General features: G+C 68.0%; 20 protein-coding genes. 8 read left to right on the forward strand and 12 right to left on the reverse strand.

The window, feature by feature from the left end; all coding sequences use genetic code 11:
* Positions 1-15 precede the first annotated feature (15 nt).
* From SPHME3_RS0106535 to rph, 3 genes are all read right to left on the reverse strand, one after another.
* Positions 16-648 (reverse strand): GNAT family N-acetyltransferase, encoded by a 633-nt coding sequence (locus SPHME3_RS0106535; RefSeq protein ID WP_017980024.1) that lies wholly within the window; start codon positions 646-648, stop codon positions 16-18.
* Between the two features lie 210 nt (positions 649-858).
* Positions 859-1,485: an RdgB/HAM1 family non-canonical purine NTP pyrophosphatase gene (gene rdgB / locus SPHME3_RS0106540; RefSeq protein WP_017980023.1), complete on the reverse strand. Its 627-nt coding sequence runs from the start codon at positions 1,483-1,485 to the stop codon at positions 859-861.
* Entirely contained in the window at positions 1,482-2,195 is a 714-nt protein-coding gene (rph, locus tag SPHME3_RS0106545; protein ID WP_017980022.1) for a ribonuclease PH, read from the reverse strand. Before rph ends, rdgB begins: the two co-directional genes overlap by 4 nt.
* A gap of 219 nt (positions 2,196-2,414) precedes the next feature.
* On the opposite strand from rph, the gene hrcA reads away from it, so the two are divergent.
* The 4 genes from hrcA to SPHME3_RS0106565 are packed head-to-tail and all read left to right on the forward strand — an operon-like array spanning position 2,415 to position 5,482.
* Positions 2,415-3,455, forward strand: coding sequence for a heat-inducible transcriptional repressor HrcA (gene hrcA, locus SPHME3_RS0106550; protein WP_017980021.1), 1,041 nt, complete (start codon positions 2,415-2,417; stop codon positions 3,453-3,455).
* Between the two features lie 15 nt (positions 3,456-3,470).
* Positions 3,471-4,019 carry a nucleotide exchange factor GrpE gene (gene grpE, locus SPHME3_RS0106555; RefSeq protein WP_017980020.1) on the forward strand — a complete coding sequence of 183 codons (549 nt, stop codon included), beginning with the start codon at positions 3,471-3,473 and terminating at the stop codon, positions 4,017-4,019.
* Between the two features lie 4 nt (positions 4,020-4,023).
* Positions 4,024-4,236, forward strand: a complete 213-nt coding sequence (locus SPHME3_RS0106560) for a hypothetical protein (protein ID WP_017980019.1) — start codon at positions 4,024-4,026, stop codon at positions 4,234-4,236.
* A 19-nt stretch (positions 4,237-4,255) separates the two neighbouring features.
* Positions 4,256-5,482: a threonine synthase gene (locus SPHME3_RS0106565; RefSeq protein ID WP_018250628.1), complete on the forward strand. Its 1,227-nt coding sequence runs from the start codon at positions 4,256-4,258 to the stop codon at positions 5,480-5,482.
* Between the two features lie 91 nt (positions 5,483-5,573).
* Here SPHME3_RS0106565 and SPHME3_RS0106570 read toward each other — a convergent pair whose 3' ends face one another.
* Positions 5,574-6,032, reverse strand: a complete 459-nt coding sequence (locus SPHME3_RS0106570) for a hypothetical protein (RefSeq protein WP_017980017.1) — start codon at positions 6,030-6,032, stop codon at positions 5,574-5,576.
* Positions 6,033-6,469: 437 nt separating this feature from the next.
* Complete coding sequence (locus SPHME3_RS0106575; RefSeq protein WP_018250629.1) at positions 6,470-6,973, reverse strand: hypothetical protein; 504 nt, start codon at positions 6,971-6,973, stop codon at positions 6,470-6,472.
* A 206-nt stretch (positions 6,974-7,179) separates the two neighbouring features.
* Here SPHME3_RS0106575 and purB point away from each other — a divergent pair, with 206 nt between their 5' ends.
* Positions 7,180-8,490, forward strand: a complete 1,311-nt coding sequence (gene purB, locus SPHME3_RS0106580; RefSeq protein WP_020486604.1) for an adenylosuccinate lyase — start codon at positions 7,180-7,182, stop codon at positions 8,488-8,490.
* 159 nt (positions 8,491-8,649) lie between these two features.
* On the opposite strand, the gene SPHME3_RS0106585 is transcribed toward purB, so the two are convergent.
* Positions 8,650-9,162, reverse strand: coding sequence for a thioredoxin family protein (locus tag SPHME3_RS0106585; RefSeq protein ID WP_024310356.1), 513 nt, complete (start codon positions 9,160-9,162; stop codon positions 8,650-8,652).
* Between SPHME3_RS0106585 and SPHME3_RS21010 the strand changes: the two genes are divergently transcribed.
* Positions 9,146-9,481: a hypothetical protein gene (locus tag SPHME3_RS21010; RefSeq protein WP_145957880.1), complete on the forward strand. Its 336-nt coding sequence runs from the start codon at positions 9,146-9,148 to the stop codon at positions 9,479-9,481. The two genes, SPHME3_RS0106585 and SPHME3_RS21010, sit on opposite strands and share 17 nt — an antisense overlap.
* 112 nt (positions 9,482-9,593) lie before the next feature.
* Complete coding sequence (locus tag SPHME3_RS0106595; protein WP_017980013.1) at positions 9,594-9,788, forward strand: hypothetical protein; 195 nt, start codon at positions 9,594-9,596, stop codon at positions 9,786-9,788.
* Here SPHME3_RS0106595 and SPHME3_RS0106600 read toward each other — a convergent pair.
* The 5 genes from SPHME3_RS0106600 to dnaK all read right to left on the reverse strand — a co-directional run bounded on the left by SPHME3_RS0106600 (position 9,785) and on the right by dnaK (position 14,928).
* Complete coding sequence (locus SPHME3_RS0106600) at positions 9,785-10,243, reverse strand: TM2 domain-containing protein (protein ID WP_018250630.1); 459 nt, start codon at positions 10,241-10,243, stop codon at positions 9,785-9,787. The two genes, SPHME3_RS0106595 and SPHME3_RS0106600, sit on opposite strands and share 4 nt — an antisense overlap.
* A gap of 59 nt (positions 10,244-10,302) precedes the next feature.
* Positions 10,303-10,605 (reverse strand): transcriptional regulator, encoded by a 303-nt coding sequence (locus tag SPHME3_RS0106605; RefSeq protein WP_017980011.1) that lies wholly within the window; start codon positions 10,603-10,605, stop codon positions 10,303-10,305.
* Positions 10,602-11,054: a hypothetical protein gene (locus SPHME3_RS0106610; RefSeq protein WP_017980010.1), complete on the reverse strand. Its 453-nt coding sequence runs from the start codon at positions 11,052-11,054 to the stop codon at positions 10,602-10,604. The genes SPHME3_RS0106605 and SPHME3_RS0106610 overlap by 4 nt, the downstream gene beginning before the upstream one ends.
* A 554-nt stretch (positions 11,055-11,608) precedes the next feature.
* Positions 11,609-12,733 carry a molecular chaperone DnaJ gene (gene dnaJ, locus SPHME3_RS0106615; RefSeq protein ID WP_017980009.1) on the reverse strand — a complete coding sequence of 375 codons (1,125 nt, stop codon included), beginning with the start codon at positions 12,731-12,733 and terminating at the stop codon, positions 11,609-11,611.
* A gap of 290 nt (positions 12,734-13,023) precedes the next feature.
* Entirely contained in the window at positions 13,024-14,928 is a 1,905-nt protein-coding gene (dnaK, locus tag SPHME3_RS0106620; RefSeq protein WP_020486602.1) for a molecular chaperone DnaK, read from the reverse strand.
* Between the two features lie 183 nt (positions 14,929-15,111).
* Between dnaK and SPHME3_RS0106625 the strand changes: the two genes are divergently transcribed.
* Entirely contained in the window at positions 15,112-15,573 is a 462-nt protein-coding gene (locus SPHME3_RS0106625) for a copper chaperone PCu(A)C (RefSeq protein ID WP_231292054.1), read from the forward strand.
* 137 nt (positions 15,574-15,710) lie between these two features.
* Here the strand turns inward: SPHME3_RS0106625 and radC are convergent, their stop codons facing one another.
* Complete coding sequence (gene radC, locus SPHME3_RS0106630; RefSeq protein WP_017980006.1) at positions 15,711-16,400, reverse strand: RadC family protein; 690 nt, start codon at positions 16,398-16,400, stop codon at positions 15,711-15,713.
* Positions 16,401-16,459 lie beyond the last annotated feature (59 nt).

Here is a 16,459-nt window from a genome sequence, read left to right on the forward strand (position 1 = left end):
CGTCTTCGCGTGAACTCAAACGATCGCGGCGCTCGTGTACGGGCAATATTCGCGCCAGCCGAGGCTCGCGTAGAGCGCCGCGCCCATGTCGGTGGCGGTGAGGATCTGTTGCGCGCGGGGGGAGCGGCGGGTGGTGGCGAGTGTCGTCATCAGCGCGTGGCCGAGACCGCGGCGGCGGTGGGCTTCGGCGGTGACGATGCGGTCGTAGACGAAGACGTCGTCCAGTTCGGCGGCATAGCCGCTGGCGGCGAGGTCGCCGGCCGGGCCGGTGATCGCGACATGCGCGACGCCCGCAGTGTGCGTGGTGGTGGCGATGTAGCCGGCAGGCAGCGGGCGGCGCGGCGGCGGCGGGCCGTCGGTCACCATCATGCGGTTGGCGTCGGTGATCGTCCAGCGCGGCGGCAGCAGCGCGCGGAACGTGGCGGCGTCGGCGCAGAGTTTGAGGAAGATGGCGGGTTCGGTGATCGTCGCAGCGAGATGGGCGAGGCCGGGGCCGGCTGTGGCGAAGACGTAGCGCTGGCGTTCGGGCTCGGTGGCGGTGTCGACGCGCCAGCCGCCGTGGTCTGCGACGGGGGCGGGGAGGCCGCGGGCGAGGGAGCGGGCGGCGAGCCAGCCGCGGACGAGGGTGGGGTCTGGGTGGGGCGTCATGGGGTGGGGTGGCCTTGCCTGCTCCACTTCGTCACCCCGGACTTGGTCCGGGGTCCACTCTGCGGCGAGGGGGGAGGCTGGAGGCTCCGGCCACTCCCCTGCGGCCCGGTGGACCCCGGAGCAGGGAACCCATCAAAGTAATACTTTGATGGGAACCCAAGTCCGGGGTGACGAAGTGTGGGTGGAGAGAGTGCGCTCCCCACCCGTGCCTCAGAACACAGCGGCGACGAGCTGGCGGAAGGCGTCGGCGCGGTGGCTGATCGCGTGCTTGGCGGCCGCGTCCATCTCGCCGAACGTCTCGCTGCCATTGTCGGGCAGGAACATCGCGTCGTAGCCGAAGCCGTTGCCGCCGCGCGGCGGCCAGACGAGCGTGCCGTCGACGCGGCCTTCGAACCATTCGACATGGCCGTCGGGCCAGGCGAGCGCGAGCGCGCAGACGAAATGCGCCGAGCGCGCCATGTCGGGCTCTTCGTTCAGGCGGTCCTCGACCAGCCGCATCGCGAGGTCGAAGTCCTTCGATTCGCCGGCCCAGCGCGCCGAGAAGATGCCGGGATCGCCGCCCAGCGCATCGACGCACAGGCCGCTGTCGTCGGCGAGCGCGGGCAGGCCGCTGAGGTCGGCGGCGATCCGTGCCTTCAGCTCGGCATTGGCGACGAAGGTGGTGCCCGTCTCTTCGGGTTCGGGCAGGTCGAGTTCGCCCGCCGAGATCGGCTCGACGCCATAGGGGCCGAGCAGCTCGGCGATCTCGCGCACCTTGCCGGGATTGTGGCTGGCGATGACCAGCTGTCCGGGGCGCAGCTTGCGGATCGCCTGCGGGATGTCGCCCTCGCCGCTCACTTCACGGCCCGGTCTTGGGCGGCGAAGATCTCGGCGCAGCCGATGCGGGCGAGGCGGAGCAGGCGGAGCAGCGACTCTTCGTCATAGGTCGCGTGTTCCGCAGTCGCCTGCGCTTCGGCGATGTTGCCGTTTTCGAGCAGCACGAAATTGCCGTCCGCATCCGCCGCGGAGTCCTCGAGATAGTCGAGGTCGAGGACGGGCGTGCCCTGATGGATGCCGCAGCTGACCGCGGCGACCTTCTGCAGAATCGGGTCCGCCGTCAGCTTGCCGCTGGCGAGCAAAGTGTTGACCGCGAGGCGCAGCGCAACCCAGGCGCCCGAGATCGCCGCGGTGCGGGTGCCGCCGTCGGCCTGGAGCACGTCGCAGTCGAGCGTGATCTGGCGTTCGCCGAGCAGCTTCATGTCGACCACCGAGCGCAAGCTGCGACCGATCAGGCGCTGGATTTCCTGAGTGCGGCCCGACTGCTTGCCCTTGGCGGCTTCGCGGTTGCCGCGGGTGTGGGTGGCGCGCGGGAGCATGCCATATTCGGCCGTCACCCAGCCTTCGCCTTTGCCGCGGAGGAACGGCGGCACGCGCTCTTCGACGCTGGCGGTGACGAGTACCTTGGTATCGCCGAACGCGACCAGCACCGATCCTTCGGCGTGGCGGGTGAAGTTCGGGGTGATTGTGATGTCGCGCATCTGGTCTGGCGCGCGGCCGCTGGGGCGCATGGAGGTCTCCTTGGGATGTGGCGTGGCGATAGACCGGACGGCGGGGGGATGCCAGCGGTGTTGCTATTGGTGCCTTTTCCTTCGTCACCCCGGAGGTGATCCGGGGTCCCGCTTTATCGTGGACGAAGGGAAAAAGCGGGACCCCGGCTCAAGGCCGGGGTGACGAAGAGGGGAGGGGCAAGCGGTTGCCCGCCCGGCAAAGTGCCCTAGATTGCACCCATGGCTCCGCCCGTCACCGAATTGACCGACCGCGCGCGCGATATCTTTCGTGCCGTCGTCGATGGTTATGTCGAGAGCGGCATGCCGGTGGGGTCGAAGACGATCGCCGCGGCCTCGGGGCTCAATCTGTCGCCCGCGTCGATCCGCGGCGTGATGCAGGAGCTGGAGGAGCTGGGCCTGCTCGCCAGCCCGCACACCAGCGCGGGGCGCATCCCGACCGAGCGCGGCCTGCGATTGTTCGTCGACGGGATGATGCAAGCGCTGGAGCCGAGTGCGGAGGAGCGGGCTGCGATCGAGGCGCGTGCCGGGCATCATGGCCCGGTCGAGGAAGCGCTGGCGGCGACGACGGCGGCGCTGTCCGGCCTGTCGGCCTGTGCCGGCCTGGTGATGGTGCCCAAGCGCGAGGTGCCGCTGCGCTCGATCGGTTTCATCGGCCTGTCGCCGACGCAGGCGATGGCGGTGCTCGTCAGCGAGGACGGCAGCGTCGAGAATCGCGTCATTGCACTGCCCGCGGGGATGACGCCGTCCGCGCTGATCGAGGCGGGCAATTACATGACCGCGACGCTCGCCGGGCTGACGCTGGGCGAGGCGCGCGCGCGGATCGAGCGGCAGCTGGCGGCGGACCGCCATGCGCTGGACGGTGCCGCGCGCGCGCTGGTCGAGGCGGGGCTGGTGGTGTGGAGCGAGGACGATGCGCGCCGCCCGGTGCTGATCGTGCGCGGGCAGGGGCGGCTGATCGACGCGGCCGCCGCCGCCGACCTGGAACGGCTGCGCGACCTGCTCGACGATCTGGAGGGCAAGCAGGAGATCGCGCAGCTGCTCGACAGCGCGCGCGCGGGCGATGCGACGCGCATCTTCATCGGCGCGGAGAACAAATTGTTCGCGCTGTCGGGCAGCTCCGTCATCGCGCGGCCGTTCCGCGGACCCGGCGGGCGGGTGGTCGGCGTGGTCGGCGTGATCGGCCCCACGCGGTTGAACTATGCGCGCGTCGTGCCCATGGTGGATTTCACGGCGGCAACGCTTGCCCGTTTGATGGGCTGACGACGACAAACAGGGATGTACATGACCGAAGAGACGAAGACCGACGCCGAGGCGCTGCGCCAGGATACGGCGGCGGCGGCGCCCGAAGTGGCGGAGCATGACCGCGTGGCCGAGCTGGAGAACCAGCTGGCCGATGCGAAGCAGCAGGTGCTGTATGCGCAGGCCGAAATCCAGAACGTGCGCCGTCGCGCCGAGAAGGAAATCGCCGATGCGCGCGCCTATTCGACCACGTCGTTCGCGCGCGACATCCTGTCGGTGGCGGACAATCTGGCGCGCGGGCTGTCGGCAATTCCGGCCGAGCTGCGGGCGGACGAGAAGCTGAAGGGCCTCGTCACCGGGCTGGAAGCCACCGGCCGCGAACTCGACAGCGTGTTCGCGCGCAACGGCATCGTGAAGGTCGAGGCGATGGGCGCGACGCTCGATCCCAACAAGCACCAGGCGATGATGGAAGTGCCGAGCGACGCCGCGCCGGGCACGATCGTGCAGGAAATGCAGGCGGGCTATATGATCAAGGACCGCCTGCTCCGCCCGGCGCTGGTCGGCGTGGCGAAGAAGCCGGATTGATCCGATGAGGCCGCGCCATGATCCGCCCAGTGGCCGGCCCGTCGAACTGTCGCTGGCCGAGGCGCTGGATACGTTCGCACGATCATGGGCATCGCGCCGCCGGCGACACACGCCGCGGCGGCGCGGCGAGCCGGGTGGCGAGCCTTGCCCGGTCGAACCGAACCGCCCGCTCGACCAGTCGGGCGGCGCCGCGGCGGCACTGGAGTTTGGCGACTAGGTCGGGTTAAGAGATTGGCATGAACTCCAATCTCACCGCCGATCGCCAGACGTTCGTCACCCACCTGGAATGTTCGCTGACCGGCGAGCGCTACGAGGCGGACCAGCTGCATGGCCTGTCGCGCGCCGGACGACCGTTGCTGGTGCGCTACGATCTCGATGGCGTGCGGACTGCGTTGGCGAAGGACGCGCTGGCGGCGCGGCCGACCGATCTGTGGCGGTGGCGCGAGCTGTTGCCCGTCCGGCGCACGGAGAACGTCGTCAGCCTGGGCGAGATCGAGACGCCGCTGATCCCGCTGGTGAAGAGCGGTGGCGGCGGCAACGTCCTCGTCAAGGATGAGGGGCGGTTGCCGACGGGCAGCTTCAAGGCGCGCGGGCTGGTGATGGCGGTCGCGATGGCGAAGGAGCTGGGCGTTACGCGGATCGCGATGCCGACCAACGGCAATGCCGGCGCGGCGCTGGCGGCCTATGCCAGCCGGGTGGGGATCGAGACGATCGTCTTCTGCCCCGAGGATACGCCCGAGGTGAACGTCCGCGAGATCGCGATGCAGGGCGCGCGCGTCTATCGCGTCAACGGGCTGATCGACGATTGCGGCGCGATCGTGGGGAAGGGCGCCGCCGAGGGGCGCTGGTTCGATTTCTCGACGCTGAAGGAGCCCTATCGCATCGAGGGCAAGAAGACGATGGGGCTGGAGCTGGCCGCGCAGATGGGCTGGGAACTGCCCGATGCGATCTTCTATCCCACCGGCGGCGGCACCGGGCTGATTGGCATGTGGAAGGCGTTCGACGAGTTGGAGCGGCTGGGCTGGATCGGGCCCAAGCGGCCGCGCATGTATGCGGTGCAGGCGTCGGGCTGCGCACCGATCGTGCGCGCGTTCGAGGCGGGCGAGCAGCATGCCGAGCGATGGGAGGACGCGCATACCGTCGCCGCGGGCATCCGCGTGCCGCGCGCGGTCGGCGACTTCCTGATCCTGCGCGCGGTGCGCGAGAGCGGCGGCAAGGCGGTGGGCGTCGGCGACCCCGCGATCCTGGCGGCGGTGGACGATTGCGCGAAGAAGGACGGGTTACTGCTGTGTCCCGAAGGTGGCGCGACGCTAGCGGCGTATCGCCAGGCGCTGCGCGATGGCGAGGTGGACGAGGACGAGCGCGTCGTGCTGTTCAACTGCGCGACCGGGCTGAAATATCCGATGCCGGAGGCGCCGGCGTGGCTCGATCGGCATGGGGCGATCGACCTCGGCGCGTTGTGATCGTCATCCCGGCCGACGAGCTGGGGGGCCGCTTTTTTGGGACGTTGAGGAGACGCGGGACCCCGGCTCTTCGGCCGGGGTGACGGGGAACTTAGCCGAACGGTAGCAGCGTTTCGTATTGGGCGAGGGGCGGCGCGCCGGGGATGCGGGCGCCGTGGCGGAGCAGGAAGGCGTGGCGGACGATCTCGCCCTGCTGTTCGATGCCGTAGCGGTGGAGCGGCTGGCCGGGCTTCAACGCATAATCGTAGCGGCAGAAGGGGTGGCGGGCGAGCGGCAGGCAGATGCCCCGCTGGTGCTGCCAGATATGCACCATCTCATGGATGAAGAGCCCCTGGTCGGTCAGTGCGGCGGCGGCGAAGTCGTCGCGCCAGCCCTGGCCCTTGGGGTGGAAATGGATGCAGCCGCGTGGCGCCATCACCGTGTCGCGTGGCTGGAAGAAGGCCCATTTGCTGCGGGATAACGTCACCCGGTCATAGTCGATCGTGTCGTGGAAGACCGATGCGGCGAGGGTGCGTTCGCCGTCGGTGAGCGGACGGGTGGAGTGCGGCATTGTCGGCGGAGATAGGGGGCGGGGTGGGGGTGTGCCAGTGGTTGGGGTGGGGCGTGGGTGCCGCCTTCCGTCCGTCACCCCGGACTTGGTCCGGGGTCCACTCTGCGGCGAGGGGGGGGCGTTCGAGCCTCTTGCCACCCCCTTGCGGCCCGGTGGACCCCGGAACGAGTCCGGGGTGACGGGGGTGGGTGGGCGATCCTTATGGCAGTTTCAGTGCGCGCTCTCTCGCGCACCGCCCTTGCCATTCGTCATTCCCGCGGAGGCGGGAATCCATAACCTCTGGCCTTGCGGCTGGAGGGGCGACGGTAGCGTGTCTGGATTCCCGCCTTCGCGGGAATGACGGAGTGGGAGGGCGGAGGCTCTCGCCCTCCACGGGGGGCTCATACGAAAAGAGCCGCCGGATCGCTCCGGCGGCCCCTCTCATCGACCGGTCAGGATCAGGACTGACCCTGGCTCAGGAAGCCGATCAGTTCGGGCTTGGACACCGACTTGCTCTTGTCCTTGTCCGCCTGCGCGAAGGCCGAATTGACCCAGGACTTGGTCTTGGCGTCGGTGGCGGTCGCCTTGGGGTCGCTCGCCTGCTTCAGCTTGACCATCCAGCTGGCGAATTCGGCCTTTTCGAGCTTGCCGTCCTTGTTCGCGTCATAGGTCGGGAACTCGGTTTCGACGACGCTCGCCACCTGATCCGCGCCGGTCGCCGGCTGCGTGGTGGCCGGCTGCGCTGCCGCGGTCTGCGTCGCGTCGGCGGGCGCTGCTGCTGCCGTTGCCGAATCCATCGGCGTGGCTGCGGGCTGGGCGTCGGTTGCCGGCGATCCGGCGGGGGCCTGAGTTTGTGGTGCGTTCTGCGTCGTGGCTTGGGTCGGCGCAGTATTGGTCGTTTGCTGCGCCAGTGCCGGCGAAGCAATCGTCATCACTCCGGCGAGAAGAGCATATTTCAGCATTGCTGGTCTCCCATCGTTATTCAAACCGAGCGGCGCGCATCACTTCACCGTGCGCCGCGTCGTCTCAAAATGGGGAATTATGATCTGAACGCAAGCCTGACGGGTTTACGGCTTACGACCCCCGCTGCTAGGAACCCGCGGAAATCCGCGAGTCGCGGCCGATGTGGCCACGACGAACCGTGCAGCCGTCAGGACGAAGGAACACCATGGTCCCCCGCTATTCCCGCCCCGAAATGACCGCGATCTGGACGCCCGAGAACCGGTTCCGCATCTGGTTCGAGATCGAGGCGCACGCCACCGACGCGCTCGCCGAGCTGGGCGTGGTGCCCAAGGATGCCGCCGCGGCGCTGTGGACGTGGTGGAACACCAACCCCGCGATCGACGTCGCGGCGATCGACGCGATCGAGGCGGTGACCAAGCACGACGTCATCGCCTTCCTGACCTGGGTCGCGGACAATGTCGGTGATCAGGCGCGCTTCATGCACCAGGGCATGACCTCGTCCGACGTGCTCGACACCGCGCTGGCGGTGCAGCTGGCGCAGGCGGCGGACATCCTGATCGCCGATCTCGACAAGTTGCTGGGCGTGCTCAAGACTCGCGCGATCGAGCATAAGATGACGCCGACGATCGGCCGCAGCCACGGCATCCATGCCGAGCCGGTGACGTTCGGGCTGAAGCTGGCGCAGGCCTATGCCGAATTCGACCGCTGCCGCACGCGGCTGATCGCGGCGCGCGCCGATATCGCGACCTGCGCGATCAGCGGCGCGGTCGGCACCTTCGCCAACATCGATCCGTCGGTCGAAGAGCATGTCGCTGCCAAGCTGGGCCTGTCGGTCGAGCCCGTCTCGACGCAGGTCATCCCGCGCGACCGGCATGCGATGTTCTTCGCCACGCTGGGCGTGATCGCCAGCTCGATCGAGCGGCTGGCGACCGAGGTGCGCCACCTGCAGCGCACCGAGGTGCTGGAGGCGGAGGAATATTTCTCGCCCGGCCAGAAGGGCTCGTCGGCGATGCCGCACAAGCGCAACCCGGTACTGACCGAGAACCTGACCGGCCTCGCCCGCATGGTGCGTGGCTATGTGACGCCGGCGCTGGAGAATGTCGCGCTGTGGCATGAGCGGGACATCAGCCACTCGTCGGTCGAGCGGTATATCGGGCCGGATGCGACGATCACGCTCGATTTCGCGCTGGCGCGGCTGACGGGCGTGATCGAGAAGCTGCTCGTCTATCCGGAGCGGATGGACAAGAACCTCAACAAGATGGGCGGGCTGGTCCATTCGCAGCGCGTGCTGCTCGCGCTGACGCAGGCGGGGGTGAGCCGCGAGGACGCCTACCGCCTGGTGCAGCGCAACGCGATGAAGGTGTGGGAATCGGACGGGCAGCTGTCGCTGCTCGAGCTGCTGAAGGGCGATGCCGAGGTGACGGCGGCGCTGTCGCCGGCGGAGATCGAGGACAAGTTCGACCTGGGCTATCACCTGAAGCACGTCGACACGATTTTCGCGCGGGTGTTTGGGTGATCCCCAGTCCTCCCCCGCCAGGGGGAGGGGGACCGTTCGGCGTCAGCCGAGTGGTGGAGGGGGCGGTCAGCGAGGCGCTTCGACATGGAGGGCACCCTGTCCTCCCCCTCCGTCAGCGCTAGTGCGCTGCCACCTCCCCCTGGCGGGGGAGGAATTGGGTTACGCCCATTGCGCCAGCCAGTCGGCGAGGCCTTGCGGGGAGAGCGAGCGGGCGTCGGCGAGCGCGGTTTCGCGGCCGGCGTTGACGACGCGGTTGGTCTTTGGGTCGACGATCAGCAGCGCGGGTACGCCGGCGAGGCGCCCCTTGATGCCGTAGCTCGCGGGGATGTCGAGGTTCTTGTCGAAGCGGCCGATGTCCACCGTCACGACCTCATAATGCTTCGCCATGAAGCCGCGCATCGCGGTCAGCTCCATGACGCCGGCGAGCAGGCGGCAGTCGAGGCACCAATTGCCGCCCATGTCGATCAGCAGCTTCTTGTGGCCCTTCAGCGCACGCGCCTTGGCGGCGGCGACCTGCGCCTTGGCGTCGGCGGCGCCGTCATAGGGCAGGGGCAGCGGCTGCGGCAGCTGGTTGAACGTTGCGATGGCGACGCGCGGCGCGGCGACGCGGGCATCGGCAACCGCCGGCAGGGTAGCGACGAGCGCAAGGGCGAGCATGAGCGGGCGGGACATCGACACCTCCGACAAGGGAAAGGCCGATCTCAGCCGCTGGCGTTGGCGTTGGCAAGGTGGCGCGTGCTCCACCGGCGGAAAGCGCGGCTTTCTCGACGATCACCGTCACAGCGTCGTAGGATTGTTACAGTTGCGTGAAACGCATCCGTCATTGCAAGCAACAATATTGCGCGATCGTGTAACGATCTACATATCGCGGGTGCCGGCCATTCCGCCGGCACGGAGACCTTCCATGTGCATGTTCGAAACCGCGGCCAGCTCGGTGCTGGCGATCGCGGCCCAGGCGCTGGTGGTCGGGGTGATCATTTCCGCCCTGTAACCCATCAGCCCGTCCGCCCGCTTTTCGCCTGATGGCGTCGAGGGGGCGGCTAGGGCCTGCGGGGTTTCTGTTTGCCGCCGGAACCAGCGCTGCGCCTGCTCGTCGTGGCGCCATGTTCGTCGACTTTCGCGATGTGCCGCCGCCACCGCCGTGGCAGCCGCCCAAGCGGCCCGATCCGCGGCCGCAGCTGACGCCGCGCCAGCAGAATGCGCTGGCGGCGATCATCGGCGTCAACGTGCTGCTGCTGTTGGTCGCGCCGATCGGCGGCGCGACGGTGATCCAGGCGATCGGCGCGCTGTTTCGCTAGCGCTTGCGTTCGTAACGGGCGGCGAATTCGTCGTCGGACATGATCAGATAGCGGATCATGTCGACGAACGCCCAGGGTGCGGTGACGAGCAGGCCGATGACGGTGATGCTGAGGACCAGCATCACGATCCCCGATCCCGTCCGCCCCGTGTAGAAGCGATGGATGCCGAGCGTGCCGAGCAGGAAGGCGAGGATCGCGGCGACATATTTGTTGCGATCGTTCACCGGTGCGCGGGGCGGCGGGGGTGCCAGGACGTGGCGGCTGCCCGCTTCGGCGGGCATCGGGAAGACGCTGAGCGCGCGGTCGCCCTCTGCTTCGAAATCGACCTTCACGCCGATCTTGGGCTCGCCGCGCTGTGCCCAGTCTTCGGGGGTGAAGCGATAGCGCTTGCCGTCGTCGCCCGCGACCAGCCCTTCGCCGCTCCGCGTATCCACACCCAACACCTGTCCGCGCATGCCCACTCCCCGGCTCGTTCGCGGTGTATTGTGGCGATCAGGCGCCGGGGCGCAAGAGGCTACTCGGCGGCGAGGCGTTCGGTCAGGCGGGCGAGCGTGGTGAGCGCGGCGACATGCGCGGCGAAGGCCTTGCGCCCGGCGCGTGTGGCGGCGGCCCAGGTGCGCGAGCGGCCGTCGCTGCTCGCCTTGCGCAGGCTGACGTAGCCCGCGTCGACTAGCGCCGACAGATGTTTCGACAGCACCGAATCGCTGACCTGCGTGGTCGTGCGCAGCAGGGCGAATTCGGCATCCTGCACCTCCGTCAGCACCGCCATGATCTGCAGGCGGGCGGGTGGGTGGATGACCGGATCGAAGCCGCTCATGCGAGGCTGCCGAGCAGTTCGCGGCGGAAGACGCGGCACCACCACAGGCTGCCGGCATAAGCGATGGCGGCGGCGACGAGTGCGAGGGGGAGCGGGGCCCAGGTCACGCCCCGATCGGCCGCGAGCCAGACGCCGAGCATGTGGATCGGCAGGATGACGAGCAGCATCACCGCGGTGACCCGCCGCGTCTTGCCCGCGCGATAGCCGTTGATGAACATGCCCATCCGCCGCCGGTCCCAGCGGACGATCCAGGCGATGGCGGCGAACAGGCCGGCGATCATCGCGAAGCGGAGCGGGAACGGCACGGCGGTGCTCGCGACCATCCCGCCCATCAGCGCGGCGAAGGCGGCATGGCGGATCGGCGGCACGTCCGATGCCGCGGCGAGGCGCAGGCGCGACTGTTCGATGAAGGCTAGCGCCTCTGCGGCGTTCGCGCTGTTATGGTCCATGACGTTCCCTTTCCAAGTTGGAAAGAGAGTGGCAGCGACTGTCCGATTCGGCAAGTGGTAATTTTCCGGATTGGAAAGTGATGTTGCGGTGGCTGGCGGGGGGCTGGGGCGCGCTTGTTGCCTCTTTCCGTCATCCCGGCCTTGAGCCGGGATCCCGCTTCTTCTTCTGCTGCGGGGGAGAAGCGGGACCCCGGATCAAGTCCGGGGTGACGGGGGGTGCGGTGGGTTATCGCCGCTGGTCTGTAAGGCGCTGAGATGGTGTTCCGACGTGAGGGCGTTGCTTACCTCCCCCTCCGTCACCGCTGCGCGGTGCCACCTCCCCCTGGCGGGGGAGGACTTCGGGGGTATTCTTTTCTCGCGATGGTATCGGCGTGAGGAATCTGGGTGGCTTCGGTCGCGACTGAATCGGGGTCGGTGCGATACGACCACCTGACCGTCATCCCGGCCTTGAGCCGGGATCCCGCTTCTTCTGCTGAGGGGAAGAAGCGGGACCCCGGATCAAGTCCGGGGTGACGGGATGGGGGAGCATGCGCCCCGCCGCCCCCTATCCCGGCTTATTCGCCCGCGAAGACGCTCTTCAGTTTGGCGAAGAAGCCCTGGCTTTCGGGGCATTCGTCGCCGGTTTCTGTTTCGCGGAACAGTTCGAGCAGTTCGCGCTGGCGGGTCGAGAGCTTGGTCGGGGTTTCGACCTCGATCTGGATGACGAGATCGCCCTGGCCGCGGCCTTGCAGCACGGGCATGCCGGCGCCGCGCTGGCGCAGCTGCTTGCCCGACTGGATGCCGGCGGGGATCTTAATGTCGTGCCGGGCGCCATCGAGGCCGGGGATCGACAAGGTGCCGCCCAGCGCCGCGGTGGTGAAGCTGATCGGCGCGCGCGCGAACAGCGTCGTGCCCTCGCGTTCGAAGATCGGATGCCGCGCGACGTGGAGGAAGATGTAGAGGTCGCCCGGAGGGGCGCCACGCGGACCGGCCTCGCCTTCGCCGCTGAGGCGGATGCGCGTGCCTTCGTCGACGCCGGGGGGGACGTTGACGCTGAGCGTCTTGGTCTTTTCGATCCGGCCCTCGCCGCGGCAATCGGGGCAGGGATCGGCGATGATCTCGCCCGAGCCTTGGCAGACCGGGCAGGCGCGTTCGACGACGAAGAAGCCCTGCTGCGCGCGCACCTTGCCATGGCCATTACAATGGCGGCAGGTGGAGGCATGCGTGCCGGGCTTGGCGCCCGAGCCGTGGCAGGTGTCGCACTGCGCCGAGACGTCGACGGTGATCTCGGTCGCCTTACCATGATAGGCCTCTTCGAGGGTCACTTCCATGTCGTAGCGCAGGTCGGCACCGCGACGCTGCTGCTGACGCCCGCCGCCGCGGCCGCCGTTCATGAATTCGCCGAAGACCGATTCGAAGATGTCGGAGAAGCCGCCGAAGTCCTGCGCCCCGCCGCCACCGCCGCCGCCGTTCTGGAAGGCGGCATGGCCGAAGCGATCATAGGCGGCGCGCTTCTGCGGGTCCTTCAGGACGTCATAGGCCTCGCTGATCGCCTTGAAGCGCGCTTCGCTATCCTTGCACCCGGCGTTCTTGTCCGGATGGTATTTCATCGCGAGCTTGCGGTACGACGACTTGATCGTCGCGCCGTCGGCATTCCGCTCGCATTCGAGCAGCTCGTAATAGTCGACTGTGGTGCTCATGCCCGTCCTCTAGCGCGAGATGATCCGGTGGTCCCGATCCAATCCGCAAACCGCCGTTCGTGCTGAGCTTGTCGAAGCACGGTGGGTCCCACCTGCCCTTCGACAGGCTCAGGGCGAACGGGAGGGGATAACGCCGATACCACATGCGGCCCGCGTGTTCGAAACACGGACCGGATGGGGTGGCTGCTCATCTCTCTGTCACCCCACGTTCCACCCGTTGTCCCCCTGCCGGAAAGTCACAAAAGTCACGCCGAAGCATGTGTTGTGCGGGCAGGGGGACGGTGTGGCTTTTACGCCTTGTGGTCGTCGACTTCCGAGAATTCGGCGTCGACCACGTCGTCCTTGGGCGCTTCGGTACCGGCATCGCCCTGCGGCGACGCCTCTGCCGCCTGCGACTTTTCGTAGATCGCCTGGCCGAGCTTCATGGCAACCTGCGCGAGCGCCTGCGCCTTTTCGTTCATCTGGTCGGCATCGCCGCCCTCGACCGCCGCCTTGGCCGCGTCGATCGCCGACTGGATTTCCGACTTCAGCGAATCATCGACCTTGTCGCCATTGTCCGCGAGCTGACGCTCGGTGGTGTGGATCAGCGATTCGGCGTTGTTCTTCGCCTCGGCGCCGGCACGACGCTTCTTGTCCTCTTCGGCGAAGCGCTCGGCATCCTTGACCATCTGGTCGATGTCGGCGTCCGACAAACCACCCGAGGCCTGGATGCGGATCTGCTGTTCCTTGCCCGTGCCCTTGTCCTTGGCGGACACGTTGACGATGCCGTTGGCGTCGATGTCGAACGTGACCTCGATCTGCGGCACGCCGCGCGGCGCCGGCGGGATGCCGACCAGGTCGAACTGGCCGAGCAGCTTGTTGTCCGCCGCCATCTCGCGCTCGCCCTGGAACACGCGGATCGTCACCGCGCCCTGGTTGTCGTCGGCGGTCGAATAGGTCTGCGACTTCTTCGTCGGGATCGTCGTGTTGCGGTCGATCATGCGGGTGAACACGCCACCCAGCGTCTCGATGCCCAGCGACAGCGGCGTCACGTCGAGCAGCAGCACGTCCTTGACGTCGCCCTGCAGCACGCCAGCCTGGATGGCGGCGCCCATCGCGACGACCTCATCCGGGTTGACGCCCGTGTGCGGCTCCTTGCCGAAGAACTGCTTCACCGCCTCGCGCACCTTCGGCATGCGGGTCATGCCGCCGACGAGGACGACTTCGCTGATGTCGCCGGTGCTGACGCCGGCATCGGCCAGCGCCTTCTTCATCGGCTCGATCGTGCGCTTGATCAGGTCGTCGACCAGACGCTCGAGGTCGGCGCGGCTGATCGTCTTGACGAGGTGCTTCGGGCCGTTCTGGTCGGCGGTGATGAAGGGCAGGTTGACCTCGGTCGACGCGGCCGAGCTCAGCTCGATCTTCGCCTTTTCCGCGGCTTCCTTCAGGCGCTGCAGCGCGAGCTTGTCCTTGGTGAGGTCGATGCCCTCATCCTTCTTGAAGCCCTCGGCCAGATAATCGACCAGCTTGTTGTCGAAGTCTTCGCCGCCCAGGAAGGTGTCGCCGTTGGTCGCCTTCACCTCGAACACGCCGTCGCCGATCTCGAGGATCGAGACGTCGAACGTGCCGCCGCCGAGGTCATAGACCGCGATCGTCTTGCCGTCCTGCTTCTCGAGGCCATAGGCCAGCGCCGCCGCGGTCGGCTCGTTGATGATGCGCAGCACTTCCAACCCTGCGATCTGGCCGGCGTCCTTGGTCGCCTGGCGCTGCGCGTCGTTGAAGTAGGCCGGCACGGTGATGACCGCCTGCGTGACCGTCTCGCCGAGATACGATTCGGCGGTTTCCTTCATCTTCTGCAGCGTGAAGGCCGAAATCTGCGACGGGCTGTAATCCTTGCCGCCCGCCGAAACCCACGCGTCGCCATTCGGGCCGCGTGCGATCTTGTACGGAACCAGCTCGGTGTCCTTCTTGGTGATCGGATCGTCGAAGCGACGGCCGATCAGGCGCTTCACCGCGAAGATGGTGTTGTCGCCATTGGTGACGGCCTGGCGCTTCGCCGGCTGGCCGACCAGACGCTCGCCGTCCTTGGCGAAGGCGACGATCGACGGCGTGGTACGCGCGCCTTCCGCATTCTCGATCACCTTGGGCTTGCCGCCTTCCATCACTGCGACGCAGCTGTTGGTGGTGCCGAGATCGATACCGATTACTTTAGCCATGTGTGCTTGCTGAGCCCCTCACGAACAAAAAAATACAAACGAGAAGGGAACCCTTTGCCCCGTTACGGCGACGAAAGGTGCCCGTTGATGGGCGCGATATAGGTGGGGTTGCGCTTGCCGCAAGACGGGGCGGGCCATAGGAACTGCGGGTGAAACGATCCCGTTTCGGGAAGGGATATGGACATGCGACGGCGCGAGGCTTTGCGGGCGATGGTTCTGGCGGGCGTGATGGCCGCGGGTCTGTCGGGCTGTGGCGGACCGGATCGCGTGACCGCGGACGATGCGTGGATCCGCCTGCCTGCCGCGCCGGGGCGGCCGGGGGCGGCCTATTTCACGCTGCATGGCGGCCGCAGCGATGCGACGCTGATCGACGTCAGCGCCGATGTCGCGGTGCGCGCCGAGATTCACGAGAGCATGAGCGGCGCGGGCGGCATGGCGGGGATGAAGCCGCTGGCCAGCGTGGCGGTGCCGGCAGGGGCCAAGGTGGTGTTCGCGCCGGGGGGCAAGCATGTGATGCTGTTCGACATCAACCCGCGGGCGAAGCCGGGCAAGATCTTCAACCTGACGCTGAACTTCGCCAATGGCGGGCGGATGTACGTGCCTGCGACGATCGTGGGGCCGGCCGATCCGGCGCCGGATTTTTGAGGGGGCGGGCGGCTTTTCCTTCCGTCACCCCGGACTTGATCCGGGGTCCAGCTAACCTTCGGAGGCGGGAGAAGCGGGACCCCGGCTCAAGGCCGGGGTGACGGAGTGTAAAGGTCACGCCGGGGTGACGAGGGGGGTCAGATCAACCCCTGCGCCTTCAGGCTGACGTGGCCGCTGACCCCCATGATGATGTGATCGTGGACGACGATCCCCATCGGCGCGCCGGCGTCGGCGATGGCGCGGGTGATAGCCACATCGGCGCGGCTGGGGGAGGGATCGCCCGAGGGGTGATTGTGGACGAGGATGATCGCCGCCGAGCCCAGGTCCATCGCGCGGCGGATCACTTCGCGGACGTGGACGGCGGCCTGATCGATCGAGCCTTCGCTCATCACCTCGTCGCGGATCAGCATGTTGCGGGTGTTGAGGTGGAGGACGCGGAAGCGTTCGATGACGTGATGCGCCATGTCGGCGCGCAGATAGTCGAGCAAGGCCTGCCAATTGCCGAGCACGGGGCGCTCGGCGACCTCCGCCTTCAGCAGCCGGATCGCGATGGCGTGCGCGATCTTGATCGCCGCCGCAGCGCTGTCGCCGACGCCGGGCACGCGGGCGAGCGCTTCCGGATCGGCGGTCAACAGCCCACCGATCCCGCCGAATTCGCGTAACAGGGCTTTCGCGATCGGCTTGGTGTCGATGCGCGGCAGCGCGAGGGTGAGCAGATATTCGATCAGCTCGTGGTCGAGCAGCGCGTCGCCGCCCCCGGCGAGCAGCCGCCCGCGCAGGCGCTTGCGGTGACCGGCGGTGTCGTCAGGTGGCGGGGCGGGGGGCATGGCCTGCGATCCTATGACGCGGCCGGAGCGGGTGCAACGATTGCGCCCGCGCTTGGCCC

Origin of the sequence: Sphingomonas melonis DAPP-PG 224 (genome assembly GCF_000379045.1) — a bacterium.
Taxonomy (GTDB): domain Bacteria; phylum Pseudomonadota; class Alphaproteobacteria; order Sphingomonadales; family Sphingomonadaceae; genus Sphingomonas; species Sphingomonas aquatilis.

Bases quoted from the DNA above. Each gene is read 5' to 3' on its own strand.
- purB (WP_020486604.1), top strand. From the start codon at position 7,180: ATGGTCCCCCGCTATTCCCGCCCCGAAATGACCGCGATCTGGACGCCC.
- SPHME3_RS0106585 (WP_024310356.1), bottom strand. From the start codon at position 9,162: ATGTCCCGCCCGCTCATGCTCGCCCTTGCGCTCGTCGCTACCCTGCCG.
- SPHME3_RS0106600 (WP_018250630.1), bottom strand. From the start codon at position 10,243: ATGCGCGGACAGGTGTTGGGTGTGGATACGCGGAGCGGCGAAGGGCTG.
- SPHME3_RS0106625 (WP_231292054.1), top strand. From the start codon at position 15,112: ATGCGACGGCGCGAGGCTTTGCGGGCGATGGTTCTGGCGGGCGTGATG.
- SPHME3_RS0106610 (WP_017980010.1), bottom strand. From the start codon at position 11,054: ATGGACCATAACAGCGCGAACGCCGCAGAGGCGCTAGCCTTCATCGAA.
- grpE (WP_017980020.1), top strand. From the start codon at position 3,471: ATGTACATGACCGAAGAGACGAAGACCGACGCCGAGGCGCTGCGCCAG.
- rph (WP_017980022.1), bottom strand. From the start codon at position 2,195: ATGCGCCCCAGCGGCCGCGCGCCAGACCAGATGCGCGACATCACAATC.
- SPHME3_RS21010 (WP_145957880.1), top strand. From the start codon at position 9,146: ATGAGCGGGCGGGACATCGACACCTCCGACAAGGGAAAGGCCGATCTC.
- SPHME3_RS0106560 (WP_017980019.1), top strand. From the start codon at position 4,024: ATGAGGCCGCGCCATGATCCGCCCAGTGGCCGGCCCGTCGAACTGTCG.
- dnaJ (WP_017980009.1), bottom strand. From the start codon at position 12,733: ATGAGCACCACAGTCGACTATTACGAGCTGCTCGAATGCGAGCGGAAT.
- SPHME3_RS0106595 (WP_017980013.1), top strand. From the start codon at position 9,594: ATGTTCGTCGACTTTCGCGATGTGCCGCCGCCACCGCCGTGGCAGCCG.
- radC (WP_017980006.1), bottom strand. From the start codon at position 16,400: ATGCCCCCCGCCCCGCCACCTGACGACACCGCCGGTCACCGCAAGCGC.
- SPHME3_RS0106565 (WP_018250628.1), top strand. From the start codon at position 4,256: ATGAACTCCAATCTCACCGCCGATCGCCAGACGTTCGTCACCCACCTG.
- SPHME3_RS0106575 (WP_018250629.1), bottom strand. From the start codon at position 6,973: ATGCTGAAATATGCTCTTCTCGCCGGAGTGATGACGATTGCTTCGCCG.
- SPHME3_RS0106570 (WP_017980017.1), bottom strand. From the start codon at position 6,032: ATGCCGCACTCCACCCGTCCGCTCACCGACGGCGAACGCACCCTCGCC.
- SPHME3_RS0106605 (WP_017980011.1), bottom strand. From the start codon at position 10,605: ATGAGCGGCTTCGATCCGGTCATCCACCCACCCGCCCGCCTGCAGATC.
- SPHME3_RS0106535 (WP_017980024.1), bottom strand. From the start codon at position 648: ATGACGCCCCACCCAGACCCCACCCTCGTCCGCGGCTGGCTCGCCGCC.
- hrcA (WP_017980021.1), top strand. From the start codon at position 2,415: ATGGCTCCGCCCGTCACCGAATTGACCGACCGCGCGCGCGATATCTTT.
- dnaK (WP_020486602.1), bottom strand. From the start codon at position 14,928: ATGGCTAAAGTAATCGGTATCGATCTCGGCACCACCAACAGCTGCGTC.